The 18,447-nt window shown below is 67.7% G+C and carries 19 protein-coding genes and 1 pseudogene; 7 read left to right on the plus strand and 13 right to left on the minus strand.

Annotated features, from left to right (window positions below):
- Positions 1–10 precede the first annotated feature (10 nt).
- The 12 genes and pseudogenes from ACWEH3_RS16745 to ACWEH3_RS16800 form a co-directional block, all read right to left on the minus strand.
- Complete coding sequence (locus ACWEH3_RS16745; RefSeq protein WP_450022200.1) at positions 11–1,489, minus strand: class I adenylate-forming enzyme family protein; 1,479 nt, start codon at positions 1,487–1,489, stop codon at positions 11–13.
- A 132-nt stretch (positions 1,490–1,621) separates the two neighbouring features.
- Positions 1,622–2,857: a PucR family transcriptional regulator gene (locus ACWEH3_RS16750; RefSeq protein ID WP_450022198.1), complete on the minus strand. Its 1,236-nt coding sequence runs from the start codon at positions 2,855–2,857 to the stop codon at positions 1,622–1,624.
- Between the two features lie 10 nt (positions 2,858–2,867).
- Complete coding sequence (locus ACWEH3_RS16755; protein ID WP_450022196.1) at positions 2,868–3,494, minus strand: TetR family transcriptional regulator; 627 nt, start codon at positions 3,492–3,494, stop codon at positions 2,868–2,870.
- A 30-nt stretch (positions 3,495–3,524) separates the two neighbouring features.
- A pseudogene (locus ACWEH3_RS16760) lies at positions 3,525–3,746 on the minus strand (NADP-dependent oxidoreductase); the annotation flags it as partial.
- A gap of 148 nt (positions 3,747–3,894) precedes the next feature.
- The gene (locus ACWEH3_RS16765; RefSeq protein ID WP_450022194.1) at positions 3,895–4,992 is read right to left on the minus strand and encodes an acyl-CoA dehydrogenase family protein; all 1,098 of its coding nucleotides are present in this window, start codon (positions 4,990–4,992) and stop codon (positions 3,895–3,897) included.
- Complete coding sequence (locus ACWEH3_RS16770; RefSeq protein ID WP_450022192.1) at positions 4,989–6,182, minus strand: acyl-CoA dehydrogenase family protein; 1,194 nt, start codon at positions 6,180–6,182, stop codon at positions 4,989–4,991. Before ACWEH3_RS16770 ends, ACWEH3_RS16765 begins: the two co-directional genes overlap by 4 nt.
- Before the next feature lie 22 nt (positions 6,183–6,204).
- On the minus strand, positions 6,205–6,657 hold the full coding sequence (locus ACWEH3_RS16775) for a MaoC family dehydratase (RefSeq protein ID WP_450022190.1): 453 nt from the start codon (positions 6,655–6,657) through the stop codon (positions 6,205–6,207).
- A 15-nt stretch (positions 6,658–6,672) separates the two neighbouring features.
- Positions 6,673–7,434 carry a 3-oxoacyl-ACP reductase FabG gene (gene fabG, locus ACWEH3_RS16780; RefSeq protein WP_450022188.1) on the minus strand — a complete coding sequence of 254 codons (762 nt, stop codon included), beginning with the start codon at positions 7,432–7,434 and terminating at the stop codon, positions 6,673–6,675.
- Between the two features lie 41 nt (positions 7,435–7,475).
- Positions 7,476–8,459, minus strand: a complete 984-nt coding sequence (locus ACWEH3_RS16785; RefSeq protein WP_450022265.1) for an NADPH:quinone oxidoreductase family protein — start codon at positions 8,457–8,459, stop codon at positions 7,476–7,478.
- A 10-nt stretch (positions 8,460–8,469) separates the two neighbouring features.
- Complete coding sequence (locus tag ACWEH3_RS16790; RefSeq protein ID WP_450022186.1) at positions 8,470–9,225, minus strand: SDR family oxidoreductase; 756 nt, start codon at positions 9,223–9,225, stop codon at positions 8,470–8,472.
- A gap of 24 nt (positions 9,226–9,249) precedes the next feature.
- On the minus strand, positions 9,250–10,467 hold the full coding sequence (locus ACWEH3_RS16795; RefSeq protein WP_450022184.1) for an acetyl-CoA C-acetyltransferase: 1,218 nt from the start codon (positions 10,465–10,467) through the stop codon (positions 9,250–9,252).
- Between the two features lie 567 nt (positions 10,468–11,034).
- The gene (locus tag ACWEH3_RS16800) at positions 11,035–11,538 is read right to left on the minus strand and encodes an SPW repeat protein (protein WP_450022182.1); all 504 of its coding nucleotides are present in this window, start codon (positions 11,536–11,538) and stop codon (positions 11,035–11,037) included.
- Positions 11,539–11,681: 143 nt separating this feature from the next.
- Here ACWEH3_RS16800 and ACWEH3_RS16805 point away from each other — a divergent pair, with 143 nt between their 5' ends.
- The 7 genes from ACWEH3_RS16805 (at position 11,682) to ACWEH3_RS16835 (ending at position 17,815) form a co-directional block, all read left to right on the plus strand.
- Entirely contained in the window at positions 11,682–12,104 is a 423-nt protein-coding gene (locus ACWEH3_RS16805; RefSeq protein ID WP_450022180.1) for a MarR family winged helix-turn-helix transcriptional regulator, read from the plus strand.
- Positions 12,105–12,388: 284 nt separating this feature from the next.
- A complete protein-coding gene (locus ACWEH3_RS16810) occupies positions 12,389–13,138 on the plus strand; it encodes an ABC transporter permease (RefSeq protein ID WP_450022178.1) in 750 nt (249 codons plus the stop codon).
- Between the two features lie 92 nt (positions 13,139–13,230).
- Positions 13,231–13,959 (plus strand): ABC transporter ATP-binding protein, encoded by a 729-nt coding sequence (locus tag ACWEH3_RS16815; protein WP_450022176.1) that lies wholly within the window; start codon positions 13,231–13,233, stop codon positions 13,957–13,959.
- On the plus strand, positions 13,956–15,545 hold the full coding sequence (locus tag ACWEH3_RS16820) for an FAD-dependent oxidoreductase (protein WP_450022174.1): 1,590 nt from the start codon (positions 13,956–13,958) through the stop codon (positions 15,543–15,545). Before ACWEH3_RS16815 ends, ACWEH3_RS16820 begins: the two co-directional genes overlap by 4 nt.
- A complete protein-coding gene (locus ACWEH3_RS16825; protein ID WP_450022172.1) occupies positions 15,545–15,886 on the plus strand; it encodes a 4Fe-4S dicluster domain-containing protein in 342 nt (113 codons plus the stop codon). Before ACWEH3_RS16820 ends, ACWEH3_RS16825 begins: the two co-directional genes overlap by 1 nt.
- 16 nt (positions 15,887–15,902) lie before the next feature.
- Complete coding sequence (locus tag ACWEH3_RS16830; RefSeq protein WP_450022170.1) at positions 15,903–16,904, plus strand: ABC transporter substrate-binding protein; 1,002 nt, start codon at positions 15,903–15,905, stop codon at positions 16,902–16,904.
- 140 nt (positions 16,905–17,044) lie between these two features.
- On the plus strand, positions 17,045–17,815 hold the full coding sequence (locus ACWEH3_RS16835; protein WP_452358343.1) for a 2-phosphosulfolactate phosphatase: 771 nt from the start codon (positions 17,045–17,047) through the stop codon (positions 17,813–17,815).
- A 13-nt stretch (positions 17,816–17,828) separates the two neighbouring features.
- Here ACWEH3_RS16835 and ACWEH3_RS16840 read toward each other — a convergent pair whose 3' ends face one another.
- On the minus strand, positions 17,829–18,446 hold the full coding sequence (locus tag ACWEH3_RS16840; protein WP_355074073.1) for a TetR/AcrR family transcriptional regulator: 618 nt from the start codon (positions 18,444–18,446) through the stop codon (positions 17,829–17,831).
- Position 18,447: the final 1 nt, after the last annotated feature.

Raw genomic sequence — 18,447 nt, forward strand, 5'->3', positions numbered from 1 at the left:
AAGGAGGGGGTCAGAGGGTCGCATCGACCGGGCGGCAGCGCAGAATCCGCTTGTCGATCTTCCCGACGGGGTTCTTCGGGATCTCGTCCACGGTCACGATCAGCTCGGGAAGCTTGTAGGCGGCCAAAGACTTTCGCAGTAGCTCGAGAATCTGTTCCGGCTCGATCGCGGCACCGTCGCGATAGGACACGAAGGCGATGGGCACTTCGCCGTAAACCGGGTGCGGTCGACCGATCACGGCGGCCTCGAGCACCTGTGGGTGGGTGTAGATCGCGGACTCGATCTCCTTGGGATAGATGTTCTCTCCGCCGCGGATGATCATGTCTTTGATGCGGTCGACCAGGGTGAGGTAGCCGTCGGCGTCCAGGCGACCGATGTCCCCGGTGTGCAGCCAGCCATCGACGATCACCTTCGCCGTCTCCTCCGGCCGGCCCAGATATCCCCGCATCACGGTCGGGCCTTTGATCACGACCTCGCCCACCGATCCGGCGGTGAGGAAATTGCCGTCGCTGTCGACGATGGCGATCTCCTGCCCCGGCAGCGCGAGACCGACGGTGCCGGGTTTGCGGACACCGTCGAGTGGATTGCCCGTGCTCGCGCACGTCCCCTCCGACAGGCCATAGCCTTCGTAGATCGGGATTCCGTAGCGCTCCTCGAATCGGGTGAGCAGTTCGACCGGCATCGGAGCCGCACCGCAGAGCGCGAACCGGACCGAGGAGGTGTCGGGCCGGATCTCGGCCGGCAGTGCCGACAGCATGGCGTAGATGGCCGGCACCGCGGAGAAATAGGTCGGCCGCGCCGCCTCGACCCTGTCGAAAAAGGTCCGCGGCGAGAACCGGCCCGCGACAGTGGCCCGGCCGCCGGCGAGCAGCGGCGACAGCACGCCGACCACGATGCCGTTGACATGGAACAGCGGCAGGATCAGCAGGCTATGGTCCTCGGCGGTCAACCGCATACCCGCGACCATCGTCTCGGCCATCACCAGGATGTTCGCGTGCGTCAACTCGACGCCCTTCGGACGTCCGGTGGTACCGCTGGTGTAGATGATCAACGCGAGCGCGTCGTTCGAGAATTCGGTCGCTTCCGCGGCGCCGCCGCGGCCTTCGTGCCGATTCAGCTCCGCAACCGCGATTCGCTGCGGTTGACCGGCCTCGCTGGACTCGCGTTCGTCAGCGCAGACAAGGACGCGAGCGCGGGAATCGGCCAGCTGATAGTCGGCTTCGGCCGCGGTCGACGATGGGTCGATCGGCGTCGCCGCGGCACCCAGCCGCCAAGCCGCGAACAATGTCACGATCAATTCGAGCCGGTTCGGCAACCGCACGGCCACGACATCGCCGACACCGATCCCCGCCTCCGAGAGCCGATCGGCGTACTTCCGCACGAAGTCGAGGAACTCGGCGTTGGTGATACTTCCCAAGTTGTCGTCGGCAAGACACGGGTTGGTGGGGAAGCCTCCGGCACGTATGTCCGGGAGGGCAGCGAAGTGCATGTCGATCTCCTTGCTAACTCGGCAGCTCACTTGCGTGAACGCCACGTTAGGAAGGTGATGTGACCTGGACCATATTGTGGGCGCATGAAGATAGCGGGAGGGATCGTGCGCAGCGCACGAGGGATGTCTCGGTCACCCTATGGGCTGCAGCACGGTCGACCCCAGCCAGCGGCAGGCCAGCAGGGCGACCTCGACGTCCAGTCGTCGCTCCCGAAGCGAATGTCCCAGTACCGCTTCCGCCTTACGAATCCGGTACTGGACGGTGTTGCGGTGCAGCACCAGCCGCTCTGCCGTTGTCTGGAAGCTGCCGTTCGTCTCCAGGAAGACACGCGCGGTCTCGCGGAGCTGCGCCGTGGCATCGTCGTCACGCGCGAGCGACCCGAGAATTTCGCTGATCCATGCCCGGGTGGCGGTCAGGTCCGAGCACATCAGCGCGATCGGCCCGAGCTGAGCCGAACACGACATCGACGCACGCTGCGGTGCCGGTGCGGACATCGCGACGACCTGCGCTTGTGTCGCCTGGCGATGGGTCAGCCGGAAGCCTTCCAGTCCGGTGGCAGGTCTGCCCACCGCGACCCATGTCTGCTCCGGAGTGCGCACCGTGGCGGGATCGACATTCAGTTCCGGTTGCGGGAGCCACGCCCACAGGGTCGATTCGTCGGCCGGGATCAGCAGTGGTGGTCCTTGGCAGGACAACTGATCGGCGATGGCCGTCGCCACTTGTTTGGCCGCGCGCAGTTGGTCCGCGCCCGCGTCGGACCAAATGACCATGCCGAGGTGGGTTCGATCGAGCCGATATCCCAGTGTGCGCTCGCTGTCATCCGGGTCGACGCGCTGTCCGGACAGGATCGAGCGCACCCTGGCGGTACGGACGGCCATCTGGTTCTGCAGCCACCGGTCCCGCTCGTCCTGGTAGGCGGTCACGACTTGTTGGGAGACCCGATCGATATAGGCGAACGAGCGGTCGGTCATCTCGGCCACTGCGGAGGTGATCAGGGCGACGTCGTTGGTCGCCGCGGTGAGTTCGCCGAGCATGTGGTCGTTGAACAGTCGCTGTCCGATGCGGTAGGCCCGCAGCAAGGCGGCGATCGACGTGCCGCGCTGGGCCATGCGCCGGGCGTACTCCAATGCCTCCGTGGGAGCCTCGAGCTCGTCGATGTCGAGCCCCAGCTCGTAGATATGCAACGCGATCACGACGTTGCCGGTGACGCTGGCCCGCAGCAGTGACTCCACCCGGCTGTCGCCGCGCAGCTCCGGCTCGATGCGGAGCATCTGCTCGGTCAGACGTTCGGACAAGCCGAGCGCATGTCGGCTCAGTTCTCCCGCGATCCTCGCGAGCAGTTCCGCGGCGTCGCTCCGCATGATCATCCTGACATCTTCACGATCGAGCGGACTCCGGCGGGCTCGACCTTCGACCGCCCACGATCCGCAGCGCGAGGTCCGCGTAATAGTCGCCGATGTCCTCCGGTGACCAGGAGCCACCCTCGTGGTACCAGCGCGCGATATCTATTCCCAGCGAGAGCAGAGCGGTCGCGGCCATATGGGTATTCGAGTTCTCGAACACCCCGGCGGCCGCCCCGCGCTCGATCAAGCTCCGGACCTCGCCCTCGATCGCACGCCGGGTTTCCTTGATCTCTTGTTGATGTTCCGGGCTCAGTGCGGCGAGCTCGTAATTGATGATCCGGGCGACGGTGTGGGCGCGGGCGTGATGGATCGTGAACTCCCGCATCACGGCGATCAGTTGCTCGGCGGGGTCTTGTGCCGAAGCGATGGCAGTGCGGACGTGCTCGAGGGTGTCCAGGTGACCGGCGCGTGAGATCTGGTAGAGCAATTCTTCCTTGGAACGGTGATACACGTAGATCGTCCCCGTGCTCACCCCGGCGATCGATGTGATGTCGCGGGTGGTCGACCCGTGGAAGCCGCGTTCGGCGAAGGCCACCACCGCGGCGTCGAGCAGCCGCGCTCGGGTCTGGTCCGCGCGCGATCGGTCCTCTGTGTCGGTCACCTGGACAGTATGGCTCTACGCAGCGAGCACGAGTTTGCCGGTCAGCATCCGGCATTTTTCGGCGCCGCCCGCGATCCCGATCACTCTCGTACCTTTGATCTTCGCGATCTGACCGGCGATGCTGCCGACAGCACCGGCGGCCGCGGAGACCACCGCCGTGTCTCGGGCTCGGAGTTCGCAGACCTCGAGCAAACCGGAATAGGCGGTCATGTCCGGCATTCCGAGCGTGCCGTGCCAGGTCGGCCCGCCCGCCGAAGCGCCCGCGTCGGGCAGCCCCGGCGGCCGTTTCGCGAGCCGCACCTGCTGGGTTGTTGTCACGTGGTCTCCTTTTGTGCGCCGAACGGATCGGGTCAGAGAGCGCCGAGTCCGCGTCGTCGGCCGGAACCGAGCATTCAGCTTTTTACGCGGGCAGCCCGACGAGGTCCGCCAGCAATCTCCGATGGTGGCCGGGACTTCCCAGTCCTATCTGGTCGGCCTTCGCGCGTTTGAGGTACAGGTGTGCCGGGTGCTCCCAGGTCATGCCGATCCCGCCGTGTAATTGGATGGCCTCCTCGGCGGCCCGCACCGCGATATCGCTGCAATAGGACGCCGCGACGGCGGTGGCGATCACGCTGTCGGGGTCGTCGGCCGCGTATGTTCCCGCCGCATACCGCGCGGCGGCCGAGGCCGACTCGACCTCGACGTAGAGGTCGGCGAGGCGGTGCTTGATCGCCTGGAATCCGCCGACCACCCGGCCGAACTGGCGTCGCAGCTTCAGATACTCGACGGTTGTCTCCAGGCACCAGGCGGCGATTCCGGCTTGCTCGGACGCGAGGAGTGCGGCGCCGATTGTCAAGCCGGATTGGATAGCTGCCCAACCGGATTCGGCGGCGACGACGACCCGGCCCGGCACGGAGTCGACAGCGACGTCAGCCAGCGGGCGGGTCATATCCAGGGAGACCACCGGCTTGATCTGCGCCGCGGCGGCCGTCAACGCGTGCACCTCCGTGCCGTTCGCCGTCTCGACGGCGGCCAGCAGTACATCGGCGTCGAGCGCACCGGCGACGCTGGTAACCAGTCCGGACAGCCGGCCCTCCGCATCAGCCGTCAAGGTCGGGATGTGCGTCGCGAGCGCTGTGGAGAACGGCGTCAGCAGCGCTGCGCTGCAACTACCGTCGCCGAGTCGACCGACCAGCGTGGAGTCGCCCGCGAGCAGGACGGTCGCGGCGATGACGCTGCTGGTCAGAAATGGGACCGGTGCGACGAACCGCCCGAACTCCTCGAGGACGACGGCGGCGTCACGGGCCGTACCGCCCGCTCCGCCGCGGTCCTCGGGGATGAGGAGACCCGCGAGCCCGAGGTCGTCCCGGATCGATGTCCACAGCGTCCGAGTCAGTGTCCGGTCGCCGTCGTAGGCCCGCGCGACCGCGGACGGATCGCATCGGGCGGTGAGCAGGTCACGCACCGCGCTCCGCAAGGAGGTCTCGACATCGGTATCGAGCAGCAGGATGTCGCTCATCGGCTCAGGTCCTTCCAGGCGATGTCCTTGTCCGCGCGGGGTTCGCCCGGCAGCCCGAGGACCCGTTCGGCGATGATGTTGCGCAGGATTTCGGAGGTTCCACCCTCGATCGAATTGCCTTTGGCCCGCAGGAAACGGTAACCGGCGCCACGACCGGCGAAATCGACCCGGTCGGGGCGCACCATCGTCCAATCGTCGTATCGCAGGCCGTCTTCACCGTGCAGTTCGACCTCCAATCCGGCAACCTGCTGGTTGACTCGGGCGAACGACAGCTTGACGGCGGAAGTTTCCGGCCCGGGCTGGCCGCCGGCCACCTGCTGACGCAGCCGGGTCGCCGCCAGCCGGGAGACCTCGGCATCCACCCACAATCGCAACAGCCGGTGGTGCAATTCGGGGGTGCGCTTTTCCGGGAATTCGCGCCAGAGGCCGGCGGCGGCGCCCAGCACTCCGCTCTCGCGGGGGAGCGCGCGCCCCCCGATCGAGACGCGCTCATTGTTCAACGTGGTGGTTGCGACTCGCCAGCCTTCTCCTTCCTTGCCGAGCCGGTGCGTGTCGGGGATCCGAACGTCGGTCAGGAAGACTTCGTTGAATTCCGCTTCGCCGGTGATCTGCCGCAGCGGCCGCACCTCGACTCCGGGTGCGGTCATATCGCAGATGAAGTAGGTCAGCCCCGCATGCTTGGGCCGGTTGGGATCGGTGCGTGCCACGAGGATCGCCAATTGCGCCTTGTGCGCGACCGAAGTCCACACTTTCTGCCCGTTGACGACCCAGTCACCGCCGTCACGCACTGCCCTGGTGGCGATCGCGGCCAGGTCCGAGCCTGCCCCCGGTTCACTGAACAGCTGGCACCAGATCTCCTCTCCGCTCCACAGCGGACGCAGGAAGCGCTGCCGTTGTTCCGTCGTGCCGTGGGCGAGGATCGTCGGCGCGGCCATACCCAGACCGATGCCGTTGATCGCCGCGTTGTTGTCCGGAGATCCGGCCTGCTCGAACAGGGCGTCGACGAACGGTTGCAGTTCCCGATCGACGGCCCGGCCACCGAGCCCGATCGGAAAGTGAACCCAGGCCAGGCCCGCGTCGAATCTGGCTCGGTGAAAGGTCACGGCATCGGTGGTGGCCGGATCGTGCTTTTCGAGTACGGCTTCCACCCCGCGCCGCAGATCGTCGCGAACCGCGTCGGGTCGAGTCATCTGTCATCCTTCTGATCGGCCGTCACGGCACCAGCACCGCGACCGTCTCGGCCACACACGCGGGCTTGTCCGAGCCCTCGAGTTCCACGGTCACTCGGAGCACTGCCTGCGACCCGATCGTGCCCGGCACGAGCGAGACGAGTTCGACACCGGCTCGGACCCGGGATCCGGCCGGAACCGGAGTGGGGAAGCGCACCTTGTTGGTGCCGTAGTTGACACCCATGGACAAGCCCCGCACGGCGTATACCTGACCGGCCAGCATCGGCACCATCGAGAGGGTGAGAAACCCGTGTGCGACGGTGGTGCCGAACGGTCCGGCGGCGGCTTTCGCAGGATCCACATGAATCCATTGGTGATCCCCGGTGGCTTCGGCGAAGCGATCGATCTGTTCCTGGGTCACCGTGTGCCAATCGCTGTATCCGAGGTGGGTGCCGACCGCGGCCTCCAGCTCGGACAGGCCCTGGAATGTCTGCACGACTGTCTCCTCCGTTCAGTTCCGTGGGCCGCCGGCCACGTAGATCACCTGGCCGGACACGAAGCCGGCCCCCTCGCTCACCAGGAACGACACGGTGTGCGCGATGTCGGCGGGAGTGCCGGTACGGGCAACCGGAATCTGGGCGGCCATCGCCGCCTTGAGGTCCTCGAAGGAAATGTTCATCCGGGCGGCTGTGGCCGCGGTCATCTCCGTCTCGATGAAACCCGGGGCGACCGCGTTCGCGGTGACGCCGAACTTGCCGAGTTCGAGTGCGAGCGTCTTGGTGAATCCCTGCAGCCCGGCCTTGGCGGCCGCGTAGTTGGCCTGGCCACGGTTGCCGAGCGCCGACGTGCTGGACAGGTTCACGATGCGACCCCACTTCTGCTCGATCATGTGCGCCTGCGCTGCCCGGGCCAGCAGGAACGAACCGCGCAGGTGCACGTTCATGACGGCATCCCAGTCGTCGACACTCATCTTGAACAGCAGATTGTCACGCAGGATCCCGGCGTTGTTGACCAGCACCGTCGGTGCGCCGAGCGCGGCGGCCACGCGATCGACCGCCTGGGTAACCGCGGCCTCGTCGGAAACATCGACACCGACCGCGAGCGCGCGTCCACCGGCTGCCTCGATCTCGTCGACGACCGTCTTGCAGGCGGCTTCGTCCAAGTCGAGCACGGCTACTGCCATACCGTCGGCGGCCAGCCGCCGGGCGACAGCGGCGCCGATTCCGCGAGCCGCGCCGGTGACGAGGGCGGTCCGCTGTGTCGGATCGGTCATGAATACTCCTCGAAGATGTGATTGCGGTGGAAATGCCGAGTTCAGGGGGTGTAGACCACGCGACCGACGGTCTTGCCGTCCGCGAGTCGCTGCACGGCGCCGGCGACCTCCTCCAGTCCCAGCCGCGCGCCGACCAGAGGACGGATCGCGCCGTCGGCGGCGAGTGCGGTCAGCGCGCGATGGCATTCGGCGACGGCGCCCGGATCCTGGGTGTTGTACAAACCCCAGTGCAGGCCGAGGATCGAATAGTTCTTGACCAGCGCATGATTCAATGCCGGAGCTTGGATCTCGCCGCCGGCGAATCCGACGACCACGATGCGGCCCTCGAAGGCAACGCATTTCGTGGACCGTTGGTACACCTCGCCGCCGACCGGGTCGTAGATCACGTCGGCGCCACGACCGCCGGTTACGTCCTTCACAACGTCGACGAAGTCCAGCTGATGCCGATCGATGACCACGTCGGCACCCAGATCCTCGGCGTAGGAGGCTTTGTCGGCGCCACCGACAACTCCGATCACCCGGGCGCCCGCGGCCTTGCCGAGCTGGATCGCGGCGCTGCCCACGCCACCTGCCGCGGCATGCACCAGGAGGGTCTCGCCCGCGGTCAATCCGGCGCGCCGATGCAAGCCGAACCAGCCGGTCTGGTAGCCGATGAAGAGCGAGGCCGCCTCCGCGTCATCCAACGACGGCGGCGCTGGGAAGGTCTGGGCGGCCTCCAGCACGGCGAATTCCGCGAAACCACCGTGCGGCAGCGCCGCGCCTCCGAGCACCCGGTCACCGGCAGCGATCCCGGCCACGTCGGCGCCGACCGCCACCACTTCGCCACACAACTCGACGCCGGGCGTGAACGGCAACGGCGGCCGGACCTGATAGAGGCCGCGGCACATCAGTACATCGGGAAAGTTCGCCGCGGCGCCGCGGACCCGCACGACAACCTGGCTCGGGCCGGGCTCCGGAACTTCCACCTCCTCCAGCCGCAGCACCGTGCCCGGTTCGCCCAGCTCATGGACTCGCCACGCTTTCATCCGGGCCATGTCAGATTCCGCCTGTCAGCGTGACGCCGCCGTCCACGACCAGTAATTGCCCCGTCAGCCAGCTCGCGTCGTCGGAGAGCAGAAACGCCACCACACTGCCGATGTCCTCGGGCACGCCGAGCCGCTTCAGCGGGTACGCCGCGGCGACCTCGTCCTCCCTGCCGTCGTAGAGAGCAGTGGCGAACTTCGTCTTCACCACCGCCGGGGCGACGGCGTTGACCCGTAGGTTCGGGCCGAGTTCGACCGCGAGTTCCTGAGTGATGTGCGTGAGCATCGCCTTGCTCGAACCGTAGAAGCCGATGCCCGGCGCCGGCTTGAGACCGGCGACCGACGACACGTTCACGATCGCGCCGCCGAAGTCCTTCATCCAGGCCCGGTACGCCTGCTGTACCCACGACAGCGCGGCCAGGCAGTTGACCTCGACTATCTTGCGGGCCACGTCCAACGGCAGATCGACCATCGGCCCGAACGCCGGATTGATGCCGGTGTTGTTGACGAGCAGGTCGGCGCTACCGAACGTGTCGATCGCGCGAGCGACCGTTTCCGCCTGGTGCTCGACGTCATCGGCACGGCCCGCGACGGCCAGCGCGCGGTCCGGCCCGCCCAGTGCTTCCACCGCTTCGTCGAGCGCGTCCTTTTTGCGGGCGGTGATCACGACTCGCGCCCCCTCGTCCACCAGGCGCTGCGCGATGCCGAGCCCGATGCCCCGGCTCGCACCGGTGACTATCGCTGTCTTGCCTTCGAATCTGTTCATCATTGAGTCCCTTCGCGGAGTCAGCGGTTACGACAGGCGCTCCAGCACCATCGCCATGCCCTGGCCGCCGCCGACGCACATGGTTTCCAAACCGATCTGCTTGTCGTGGAACTGCAGGGAGTTGATCAGAGTGCTGGTGATGCGGGCGCCGGTCATGCCGAATGGGTGACCCACCGCGATCGAGCCTCCGTTGATGTTGAGCTTGTCGAAGTCGACGCCCAGCTCCCGTGCCGAGGGGATGACCTGGGCGGCGAAGGCTTCGTTGATTTCGACCAGGTCGACGTCGTCGATGGTCATCCCGGCCCGGGCCAGCGCCTGCCTGGACGCCTCCACCGGTCCCAGGCCCATGATCTCCGGCGACAGCGCGCTGACTCCGGTCGCGACGATCCGAGCCAGTGGCGTCAGGCCGAGTTCGGCGGCCTTGGTGTCCGACATGATCACGACCGCGGCGGCGCCGTCGTTGAGCGGGCAGCAGTTCGCGGCCGTCACCGTCCCGTCGGGCCGGAACACCGGCTTCAGTTCGGCGACTTTCTCCAGGGTGACTCCGGGCCGCGGGCCGTCGTCCCGCGAGACGACACTGCCGTCGGGCAGGGTCACCGCGGTGATGTCGCGCTCCCAGAATCCGTTGGCGAGGGCGGCCTCGGCGAGGTTCTGACTGCGGACACCGAAAGCGTCCTGTTCGGCACGGCTCACACCGCAGAGTTGCGCCACGTTCTCCGCGGTCTGCCCCATCGCGATATAGACGTCCGGCAGTAGATCCTCGGAGCGCGGGTCGGTCCAGACCTCGCTGCCCGCAGCGAATTTCGCCGTCCGGCGCACCGCGTCGGCGAAAACCGGATTCTCGGTGCCGGGCAGGCCGTCGGCATTGCCCGTGACGTAGCGGCTCACGGTCTCCACGCCGGCGGAGATGAAGACGTCTCCCTCGCCGGCCCGGATGGCGTGCAGCGCCATGCGGGTCGTCTGCAGACTCGACGAGCAGTACCGGTTGACCGTAGTGCCGGGCACCCGATCCAGGCCCGCCAGAACCGCCACGACCCGAGCGAGGTTGAAGCCCGACTCACCGGCGGGCTGGCCACACCCGAGCATCAAATCATCGATGCCGTTCGGATCGAGGGCCGGCACCTTCGCCAGCGCAGCCCGCACGATCTGCGCCCCCAAGTCGTCGGGCCGCAGATCCCGCAACGAACCCTTGCCGGCGCGACCGATCGGCGAGCGGGCAACAGAGACGATGACGGCTTCGGGCATGACTGTGAACCTTCCAGCAAGTAACTGAGCGCTTGTTAACCTATCGACACCATGCTGGACGGAGCGTCGATGGTCAATACGTCACAGCGAATTGGGAATGTGACACAGAGCACAGGCCAGCGCGGTCGCTCAGCAGACGGCTTGCGTCCGACACGGCAGCCGTCATTGGACGAGTACAACGACGATCGAACGGATCGCTTTGTCGGACAACGGATCCCCCGCCCTGTACGGCAGCGGATCCGACGGGACGATTGTGCCTCTGCTGGCCACCACCGAAGAACGCCGCGCTGGCGAGGAAGGGTGGTCGCCACGGCCGCGAATCGGTGATCGAGTGGTGGGCGTGAACCGCAAGTGTGCCGACTTGTCCTCCACGGAAGGAAAGTGAGGCATACAAAGCAGGTGGCGAAGCCGAGTATCAACCCGGTGGAGCCGGGGTTGGCGGGGAAGAACAGTGGCCCGCGCTCGCCGAGGGCCTGGACGGGACACGCGTGCCGACCACGGCCGGATCAGCTGGACGCGCGTAGCGCCGAGTTGCTCACTCGGCAGAGCGCCTGGGCACCTGCGTTTTCACCGTGTGGAGGTCTCCGGCCCGAGCCCGGACGGGCGCTGGGTTCGCGTCGCTTCCGCTCGAGGTGCTTGGCCGGTGAGTCCCCCGGTCCTGCGCATTCCGAGGAACATCGAGGCCAGACCGAGCAGCACGGCGACGGCGCCGGCGACGACGTTGTTCCAGATCGTCGATGTGGTATCGACGTTGCCGCTGACGATCCAGGGGGCGACGATCGTCCAGAGGCCGATCAGGGGAGCGGTCCAGACGATGCCGTGCGTCCGGCCGTACACCGAGGCGAACCCGAGTGCGAGCATGGCCAGAGCGATGCCGACGATGAGGTTGTTGCCGGTCAATGTGGAGAGTCCGTTGAACCCGACGACCCAGGGGGAAATCGCGATGTAGAGCCCGGTCAGGAACATCAGGCCGGTGACCGCTTGGGCGTCGGGCGCCTCGGAGGCGCGCTCGTACTTCTCCCGCAATTCCACGATGTCGGGATGCCGGCTCATCATGGTTTCACTACTCATGTTTCCACCACCCTTCGGACGTAGTGGCGAATCGAAGCTCTCCCGAGCCGGGCGGCTCACGATCGGTTCAGGAACGCGACCCGTCCTGATCGCCGCTCACTTATATCATTCCGTGATAATATCACTCCATGATGGAAGGGTCGATGTCCTCATCGGGCCACCTCACCGACCAGGAATACACGCGGCTGCTGGCGTTTCGTACCGTGCTGCGCCAGCTGCTGCGCTGGAGTGAGCGCGGGGCGGCCGAAGTGGGACTCACCGACACCCAGCACCAACTCCTGCTGGCGATCCGAGGGCACTCCCACCCCGGCGGGCCGAGCATCGGGGAGGTCGCCGATTATCTGTCCGCCCGCCACCACAGCGTGGTGCAGCTGATCGATCGCACCGAGCAACTCGGCCTCGTCACTCGGAAACGAGGGCAGGGCACCGACCGTCGCGTCGTACACCTCACACTGACCGAGGCCGGCAAGGAAACGTTGGCCTTGCTCAGCGCCACACATCGGGAAGAACTGGAGCGACTGACCCCCCTCATCGGCGCGCTGGATGATCTCCCCGCCGTAGGGTGAGCGTTGCCCGCTCCGGGGAGGGCCACCGGAGCTGGTGATCACCCCGTGATCCGCTCTGGTGGACAGGGGTGTGCTGAAAAAGGTGCGCCCCTCAGCGGCCGAGCAAAGAGCTCGGCCCGTGCGGATTTGGCCCGTCCATGCCCGCATCGTGCCTGATGGCGGTGGTGCGGCAGGAGCGGGAGGACCGCGCGCGGATTCAGGATCGCGCTGATCGCAATCATTCTGTGAACCGTCTGCGCACCTTACTGTTCCGGACAGTACTTCTCGTGTGAGGACCGCGTCAGATGACATTGCAGTTGGATCCGACCACATCCGCGCCACCTTCCGCCCCTGCCGAGGCGGTCATCGAAAGCCCGGCCCCGTTCACCCGCAAGCTGATCGGCCTGGCCAGAGCGTCTTCCGGGCTGATTCTGGCGGTGATCGTCTGGCAGCTGGGCGCCCGATCCTGGCTCGGCACGACCACTCCGGCGCCGACGGAGGTGCTCGAGGCCGGGTGGGAGCTAATCAGGTCGGGCGAGCTGTGGCAACATCTGGCCGCCTCGGGGCGGCGGGTGGCGGTCGGGCTGGTGATCGGCATCGGCATCGGTCTGGTGTGCGGGGTGGCGGCCGGGTTGTTCCGCGTCGCCGAAGATCTGGTCAACGGCCCGCTGCAGGCGTTGCGGATGTTGCCGACGCTGGCGCTGGTGCCGGTGTTCATCATCTGGTTCGGCATCGGCGATTCGTTCAAGATCGCGTTGATCATCGTCGCGCCGATCTTCCCGATCTACTTGAACGTGCTGGCCGGAATCCGGGGTGTGGATCGGCGGTTGGTGGAGGCGGCGGAGTCGCTGGGCCTCAACCGGTTCGAGTTGACCACCAAGATCATCCTGCCCGGTGCGTTGCCGCAGATCTTCGTCGGTTTGCGGCAGGCACTGGGCATCGGCTGGCTCACCTTGGTGGTCGCGGAGATGCAGACCACGCCGGTCGGACTCGGGTTCCTGATGAACGATGCCAAGGAGTTCCTGCGGACCGATCAGATTTTCTGGTCCTGGTGATCTACGCGGTGCTGGGGTTGCTCACCGATCTGTTCGTGCGCGTGCTGGAACACCGGTTCCTGGCCTGGCGCACCGGATACGAGGGGAAGTAGATGACCGCCACCATCGGGACCGGTGTCCGTATCCGCGGTGCGGCGCGCGCTTTCGGCGGGCGCACGGTACTGCGCGGTGTCGACTTGGATATCGCGCCGGGGGAGTTCGTCGCCCTGCTCGGCGCCAGCGGGTCCGGTAAGAGCACGCTGCTGCGCGGCATCGGTGGGCTGGACCGCGGTTTCAGTGGGTCGTTCGACGTGCCGGGATCGAAGGCGATCGTGTTCCAGGAGCACCGGTTGATTCCGTGGATCACCGTGTGGCGCAACGTCGTTCTCGGCGTCGACCGGGCCACCAAGGCGCGTGCGTTGACGGCGCTCGAGGAAGTGGGGCTCGTCGCGAAAGCGGATGCGTGGCCCGCGACGTTGTCGGGCGGGGAAGCGCAGCGGGTCGCGCTGGCCAGGGCGCTGGTCCGCAATCCGGAACTGCTGCTGCTCGACGAGCCGTTCGGTGCCCTCGACGCGCTGACCCGGTTGAAAGTGCAGGCTCTGGTGGCGCGCCTGTGGACGCTGCACCGGCAGTCGGTGCTGTTGGTGACCCACGACGTGGAGGAGGCGCTGCTGTTGGCCGACCGTGCGCTCGTGCTGCGCGAGGGCCGCATCGCCGAATCCTTCGACATCACCGTCGCCCGCCCGCGTTCGGTGGTCGACCCCGAATTCTCCGCACTCCGGCGCCGGTTGCTGCTCGCACTCGGCGTGAATCCCGAGGCACCGACAGGAGCAGACGTATGAGTGAACCGTTGCAGATCAGTACGGACGTCTTGGTGATCGGCGGCGGACCCGCCGCCTGCTGGGCCGCGATCCATGCCCGCGAGGCCGGCGCCGAGGTGACGTTGGTGGACAAAGGCTACTGCGGGACCAGCGGCGCCACCGCCCCGTCCGGCACCGGTGTGTGGTACGTGGCGCCGGAGGCGACCGCGCGGGCTAACGCGAAGGCCAGCCGGGAAGCGCTGGGTGGGCATCTGGCCGATCACTATTGGATGGATCGGGTGCTGGATCAGACCTACGCGAACATGAATCGGCTGGCGGTGGAGGGACGGTATCCGTTCCCCGTGGATCCGGCTACCGGTGAGCAGATCCGCACCGGCGTGCAGGGCCCGGAGTACATGCGCCGGATGCGGGCGTGGGTGAAACGTGCCGGGGTGCGCATCCTGGACCACTCGCCCGCGCTGGAGTTGCTGGTCGACGACGACGGCGTGGTGCGCGGCGCGGCGGGCTACCAGCGCCAGGCCGACCGGGACTACCGCATCGTGGCCGGTGCGGTGGTGCTGGCCACCGGCGGTTGCGCGTTCCTGTCCCGGGCGCTGGGCACGAATGTCGACACCGGTGACGGCGCGCTGATGGCGGCCGAGGTAGGCGCCCGATTCTCGGGGATGGAGTTCTCCAACGCTTATGCGATCGTGCCGAAGGGCTCGACGATCACCAAGACCGCCTACTACGGTTACGCGACGTTCTTCCACGAGGACGGGCGCGTGCTCGAGGGCGCGGGCTCGACCAAGGGCCGATCGGTGATCGCGCGGACGCTGTTGCGGGAGAAGGTTTTCGCGCAGCTCGATCGTGCCGACGCGGCGGTGCAGGCGCAGATGCGGCTGGGGCAGCCCAATTTCTTCCTCCAGTTCGATCGGCGCGGTATCGACCCGTTCACCGACCGGTTCGAGGTGGATCTGCTCGCCGAGGGCACCGTGCGCGGCACCGGCGGCATCGATGTGGTCGATGACGACTGCGCCACCTCGGTCGCGGGCTTGTACGCGGCGGGTGACGCGGCGACCAGGGAACGGATCTGTGGCGGTTTCACCGGTGGCGGCAGCCACAATTCGGCGTGGGCGATGTCGTCGGGCAGTTGGGCGGGCCGCGGCGCGGCGTTGTTCGCGCTGAGCTCCGGTGGGGCGCGGAGTGCAGATCTGCGCGGTGCCGGGCGCACCGGGTTGCGGCCGGAGAGCGCCGAGTCGGTCCGGGCGGCGGAGGTGGTCGAAGCCGCGCAGCAGGAGCTGATCCCGTTCGAGAAGAACTACCTGCGCCACGGCGACCGGGTCGGGCCTGCGCTGGAGCGGCTGGACAGCGTGTGGGAGCAGGCCACCCGCGGCCTGGGCGGCGGCACGGGGGACGAGCGGGTGCGTGCTCGGCAGGCCGCGGCCATCACCGCCGTGGGACGGTTGATGTACCGGTCGACGCTGGCGCGGACGGAGACGCGCGGGATGAGCAAGCGCGCCGATCATCCGGATCTGGACCCGAAGCAGCACCATCACATCCTGTCCGGCGGGCTGGACGAGGTGTGGACGGCGACGTCCGCGGCGGCGACCACTTCGGCGGTGGCGTGATGATCGAGATCTTGCGCGCTGGTGACTGCATCGCCTGCGACAAATGCGTGGACGTGTGCCCCACGAATGTCTTCGACCGCACCGACAGCGGAATCCCGGTCATCGCACGGCAGTCCGATTGCCAGACCTGTTTCATGTGCGAGGCCTACTGCCCCACGGACGCGCTGTACGTCGACCCCGAGTCGACGCCGCTGGCCGATCACGACACCGTGCGCGGCGAGCACATCGGCCGCTACCGCGAAGAGCTGGGCTGGGGCCGCGGCCGCAAGCCGGGCAGTCTGGTCGCGGTGGGGCCGCGTCTGCCGCACGGCACTCCGCCGCCGCGGTTGTCGGAACTCTGAACAACGAAAGCGAATCATGCGCATACTCCGGCTGATCGTGCCCGCTGTCGTGTCCGCCCTGCTGCTGGTTGTCACCGGCTGCGGGGCGGACGACGCGGGCTCGGCGACCCGCGCCGAGATCAAGACCCTCCGCATCGGCACCATCGGCACCGGCAACGTGCTGACCGGGCCGGTCGGCTTCGCCCATCAGCGCGGAGCCCTGTTGCCCGCGCTGAAGCCGCTGGGGGTGGACGCCATCGAGGTCTACAGCTTCCCCAACGGTCCCGACCTGAACCAGGCGCTGGTCGGCGGCCGCCTCGACGTCGCCACCTACGGTGACACGCCCGCTCTGGTCGCGCGTGGCAGCGGGTTGAAGACGCGGCTGCTGGCCATCGCGGCGGTGAATTACAACGCGGGCGTGGTGGCCAAGGATCCGGCGATCCGGACGCTGAAGGATCTGGCGGGCAAGAAGATCGGCGTGCAGTCCGGCTCCTACATCGATCGGTATCTGCAGGGTGCGTTGCAGGCCGAGGGCATCCAGGCGCAGCTGGTGCATCTGCTGGCCACCGACGCGGAGGCTCCGCTCAACGGCGGCGATATCGCGGCGGTCGCGCTGCCGGATGTGAACCCGTCGTCGTTCTTCCACGCGTTCCTGGCCAAGGGTTTCCACCAGGTCGACTCGATTCAGGACAACCATCCCGATCTCGCGGGTACCAGTTCCTCGGTGAGCAGCCAGGACTTCCTCGACAGCCATCCGCAGTTCGGTACCGCGTGGCAGTCGGTGATCGTCGAGGCCAACCGGTATGCGAAGGCGCATTGGGACGATTACGTGAACTACGAGGTGTCCCAGTCGAAATCGCCGGAAGCGGTGGTGCGTGCCACCGCGCGTGAGAGCTACATACCCGACGAGCTCTTCGCGCCGCTGGGCATCCAGTTGCTGACGGGAACCAAGCAGTTCCTCGTGAATCAGAAGAAGATCCGGGAGGATTTCGGTTTGGAGGAGTGGTTCTACCGGCCCGATCGGCCCAAGCAGGGCTGAGCCGAGCGCCGGTCGCCGAATGCGCGGGGCCGGGCGGCGGTGACCCGTTCCATGCGGGGCGAGTACACGTTCGCCCAGGTTCAGCGGCCGACAGCGCCATTCGGTGCAGACCTCGGCAGCGTCGATCGGGAGGGGAGTTCGTGGCGGAGATAGCGGAGTGGGCGCGGCAGCGGCCGTGGGGGGTGCGGCTGGAGTGGGGGCTGGCCGGTGCGATGGCGCTGGGGCCGGGGAGCGCGTGTGTGGTGGTGGTCGACGTCCTGTCGTTCACGACGTCGGTGTCGGTCGCTGTCGAAGCGGGGACGCGAGTGCTGCCCTATCCGTGGCGGGACGGCGGCGCCGCGGCGTTCGCCGCGCGGCACGGCGCGGAGCTGGCGGTAGGGCGGCGAGCGGTGTCCGAGCGGCATCCGTGGTCGCTGTCTCCGGCGGCGTTGCGGTGCGCGCCGGTCGCCGAGCGGCTCGTGTTGCCCTCGCCCAATGGTTCGGCCATCTCCGCGGCCGTCAGTGGTGTGCCGGTGGTCGCGGCGTGCCTGCGCAACGCGAGCGCGGTCGCTCGCTGGATCGCCGGGCGGGGATGGGGAAGCGCGCGGCAGCCGGTCGCCGTGATCGCGGCAGGTGAGCATTGGCCCGGCCGCGACGGGCTGCGTCCCGCGGTGGAGGACTGGCTCGGTGCGGGGGCGGTCGCCGCGGCACTGGCGCGCGGCGCAGCCGGGCCGCTGTCTCCGGAAGCGTACGCCGCCGCGGTGGCGTACGGCGGGATCGCCGATGTCGGGGCGCTGATCCGGGACTGCGCCTCCGGCCGCGAACTCGCCGAGGGCGGGTTCGCGCAGGATGTCGCGGCGGCCACCGCACTCGACAGCAGCGGGGTGGTGCCGGTGCTGACCGATGGGGCGTTCGTCGACGCCGCGCGGTGAGCGTGGCCGGGCGCTAGCGGTGCGGGCCGATCAGCCCGATCGCGGATTCGACTGCCACGTCGATGATGTCGGCGATGTCGTCGCCGTCTTCCACGGTGGTGGCGATGAGTTCGCGGAAGCCGCCGAAGAGGATGGTCGCCACTTGGCGGGACGGTGGCCGTAGTCCGGCGGCCGCGAATTCGGGTGTGTCGGCGAGCTTCTGGATGAGTGCCACGAACGACTCGCCGACCTCGCGCTGCAACTGCCGCGTGTCGTCACCGAGGGCGGGAACGACACGGATCCAGCTGAGAGTGAGGGAGGGCTCTTGTTGGGCGGTGCGTATCCACGCTTCGATGGCTTGGCGCACCTGGGTGCGCCAAGCCATGTGCGGGTCGACCGCGGCATCGATCCGCTGGATCATGTCCTTGTGGTGCTCGCTCAGCAGGGCGATGAAGCAGTCCTGTTTGCTGGTGAAGTGCTCGTAGAAGGTGCGGCGCGAGGTGCGGGCATAACGAACCACGTCGGCGACGGTCGAGTCCTGGTAGCCGCGTTCGCGCACGGCGGCGGCCATGGCGTCGAGCAGGCGGCGACGGAACCCCGAATCCGTGCCGTTGTCGGCGGAGGTGCGGGGTACGGGCGCGGCGCGGGTCACG

This window comes from Nocardia sp. NPDC004718 (assembly GCF_053601535.1).

Excerpts from the sequence above, each read along its gene's own strand:
- ACWEH3_RS16745 (WP_450022200.1), bottom strand. The coding sequence starts at position 1,489 with ATGCACTTCGCTGCCCTCCCGGACATACGTGCCGGAGGCTTCCCCACC.
- ACWEH3_RS16750 (WP_450022198.1), bottom strand. The coding sequence starts at position 2,857 with ATGATCATGCGGAGCGACGCCGCGGAACTGCTCGCGAGGATCGCGGGA.
- ACWEH3_RS16765 (WP_450022194.1), bottom strand. The coding sequence starts at position 4,992 with ATGAGCGACATCCTGCTGCTCGATACCGATGTCGAGACCTCCTTGCGG.
- ACWEH3_RS16770 (WP_450022192.1), bottom strand. The coding sequence starts at position 6,182 with ATGACTCGACCCGACGCGGTTCGCGACGATCTGCGGCGCGGGGTGGAA.
- fabG (WP_450022188.1), bottom strand. The coding sequence starts at position 7,434 with ATGACCGATCCGACACAGCGGACCGCCCTCGTCACCGGCGCGGCTCGC.
- ACWEH3_RS16785 (WP_450022265.1), bottom strand. The coding sequence starts at position 8,459 with ATGAAAGCGTGGCGAGTCCATGAGCTGGGCGAACCGGGCACGGTGCTG.
- ACWEH3_RS16790 (WP_450022186.1), bottom strand. The coding sequence starts at position 9,225 with ATGATGAACAGATTCGAAGGCAAGACAGCGATAGTCACCGGTGCGAGC.
- ACWEH3_RS16795 (WP_450022184.1), bottom strand. The coding sequence starts at position 10,467 with ATGCCCGAAGCCGTCATCGTCTCTGTTGCCCGCTCGCCGATCGGTCGC.
- ACWEH3_RS16800 (WP_450022182.1), bottom strand. The coding sequence starts at position 11,538 with ATGAGTAGTGAAACCATGATGAGCCGGCATCCCGACATCGTGGAATTG.
- ACWEH3_RS16805 (WP_450022180.1), top strand. The coding sequence starts at position 11,682 with ATGTCCTCATCGGGCCACCTCACCGACCAGGAATACACGCGGCTGCTG.
- ACWEH3_RS16810 (WP_450022178.1), top strand. The coding sequence starts at position 12,389 with ATGACATTGCAGTTGGATCCGACCACATCCGCGCCACCTTCCGCCCCT.
- ACWEH3_RS16815 (WP_450022176.1), top strand. The coding sequence starts at position 13,231 with ATGACCGCCACCATCGGGACCGGTGTCCGTATCCGCGGTGCGGCGCGC.
- ACWEH3_RS16820 (WP_450022174.1), top strand. The coding sequence starts at position 13,956 with ATGAGTGAACCGTTGCAGATCAGTACGGACGTCTTGGTGATCGGCGGC.
- ACWEH3_RS16825 (WP_450022172.1), top strand. The coding sequence starts at position 15,545 with ATGATCGAGATCTTGCGCGCTGGTGACTGCATCGCCTGCGACAAATGC.
- ACWEH3_RS16830 (WP_450022170.1), top strand. The coding sequence starts at position 15,903 with ATGCGCATACTCCGGCTGATCGTGCCCGCTGTCGTGTCCGCCCTGCTG.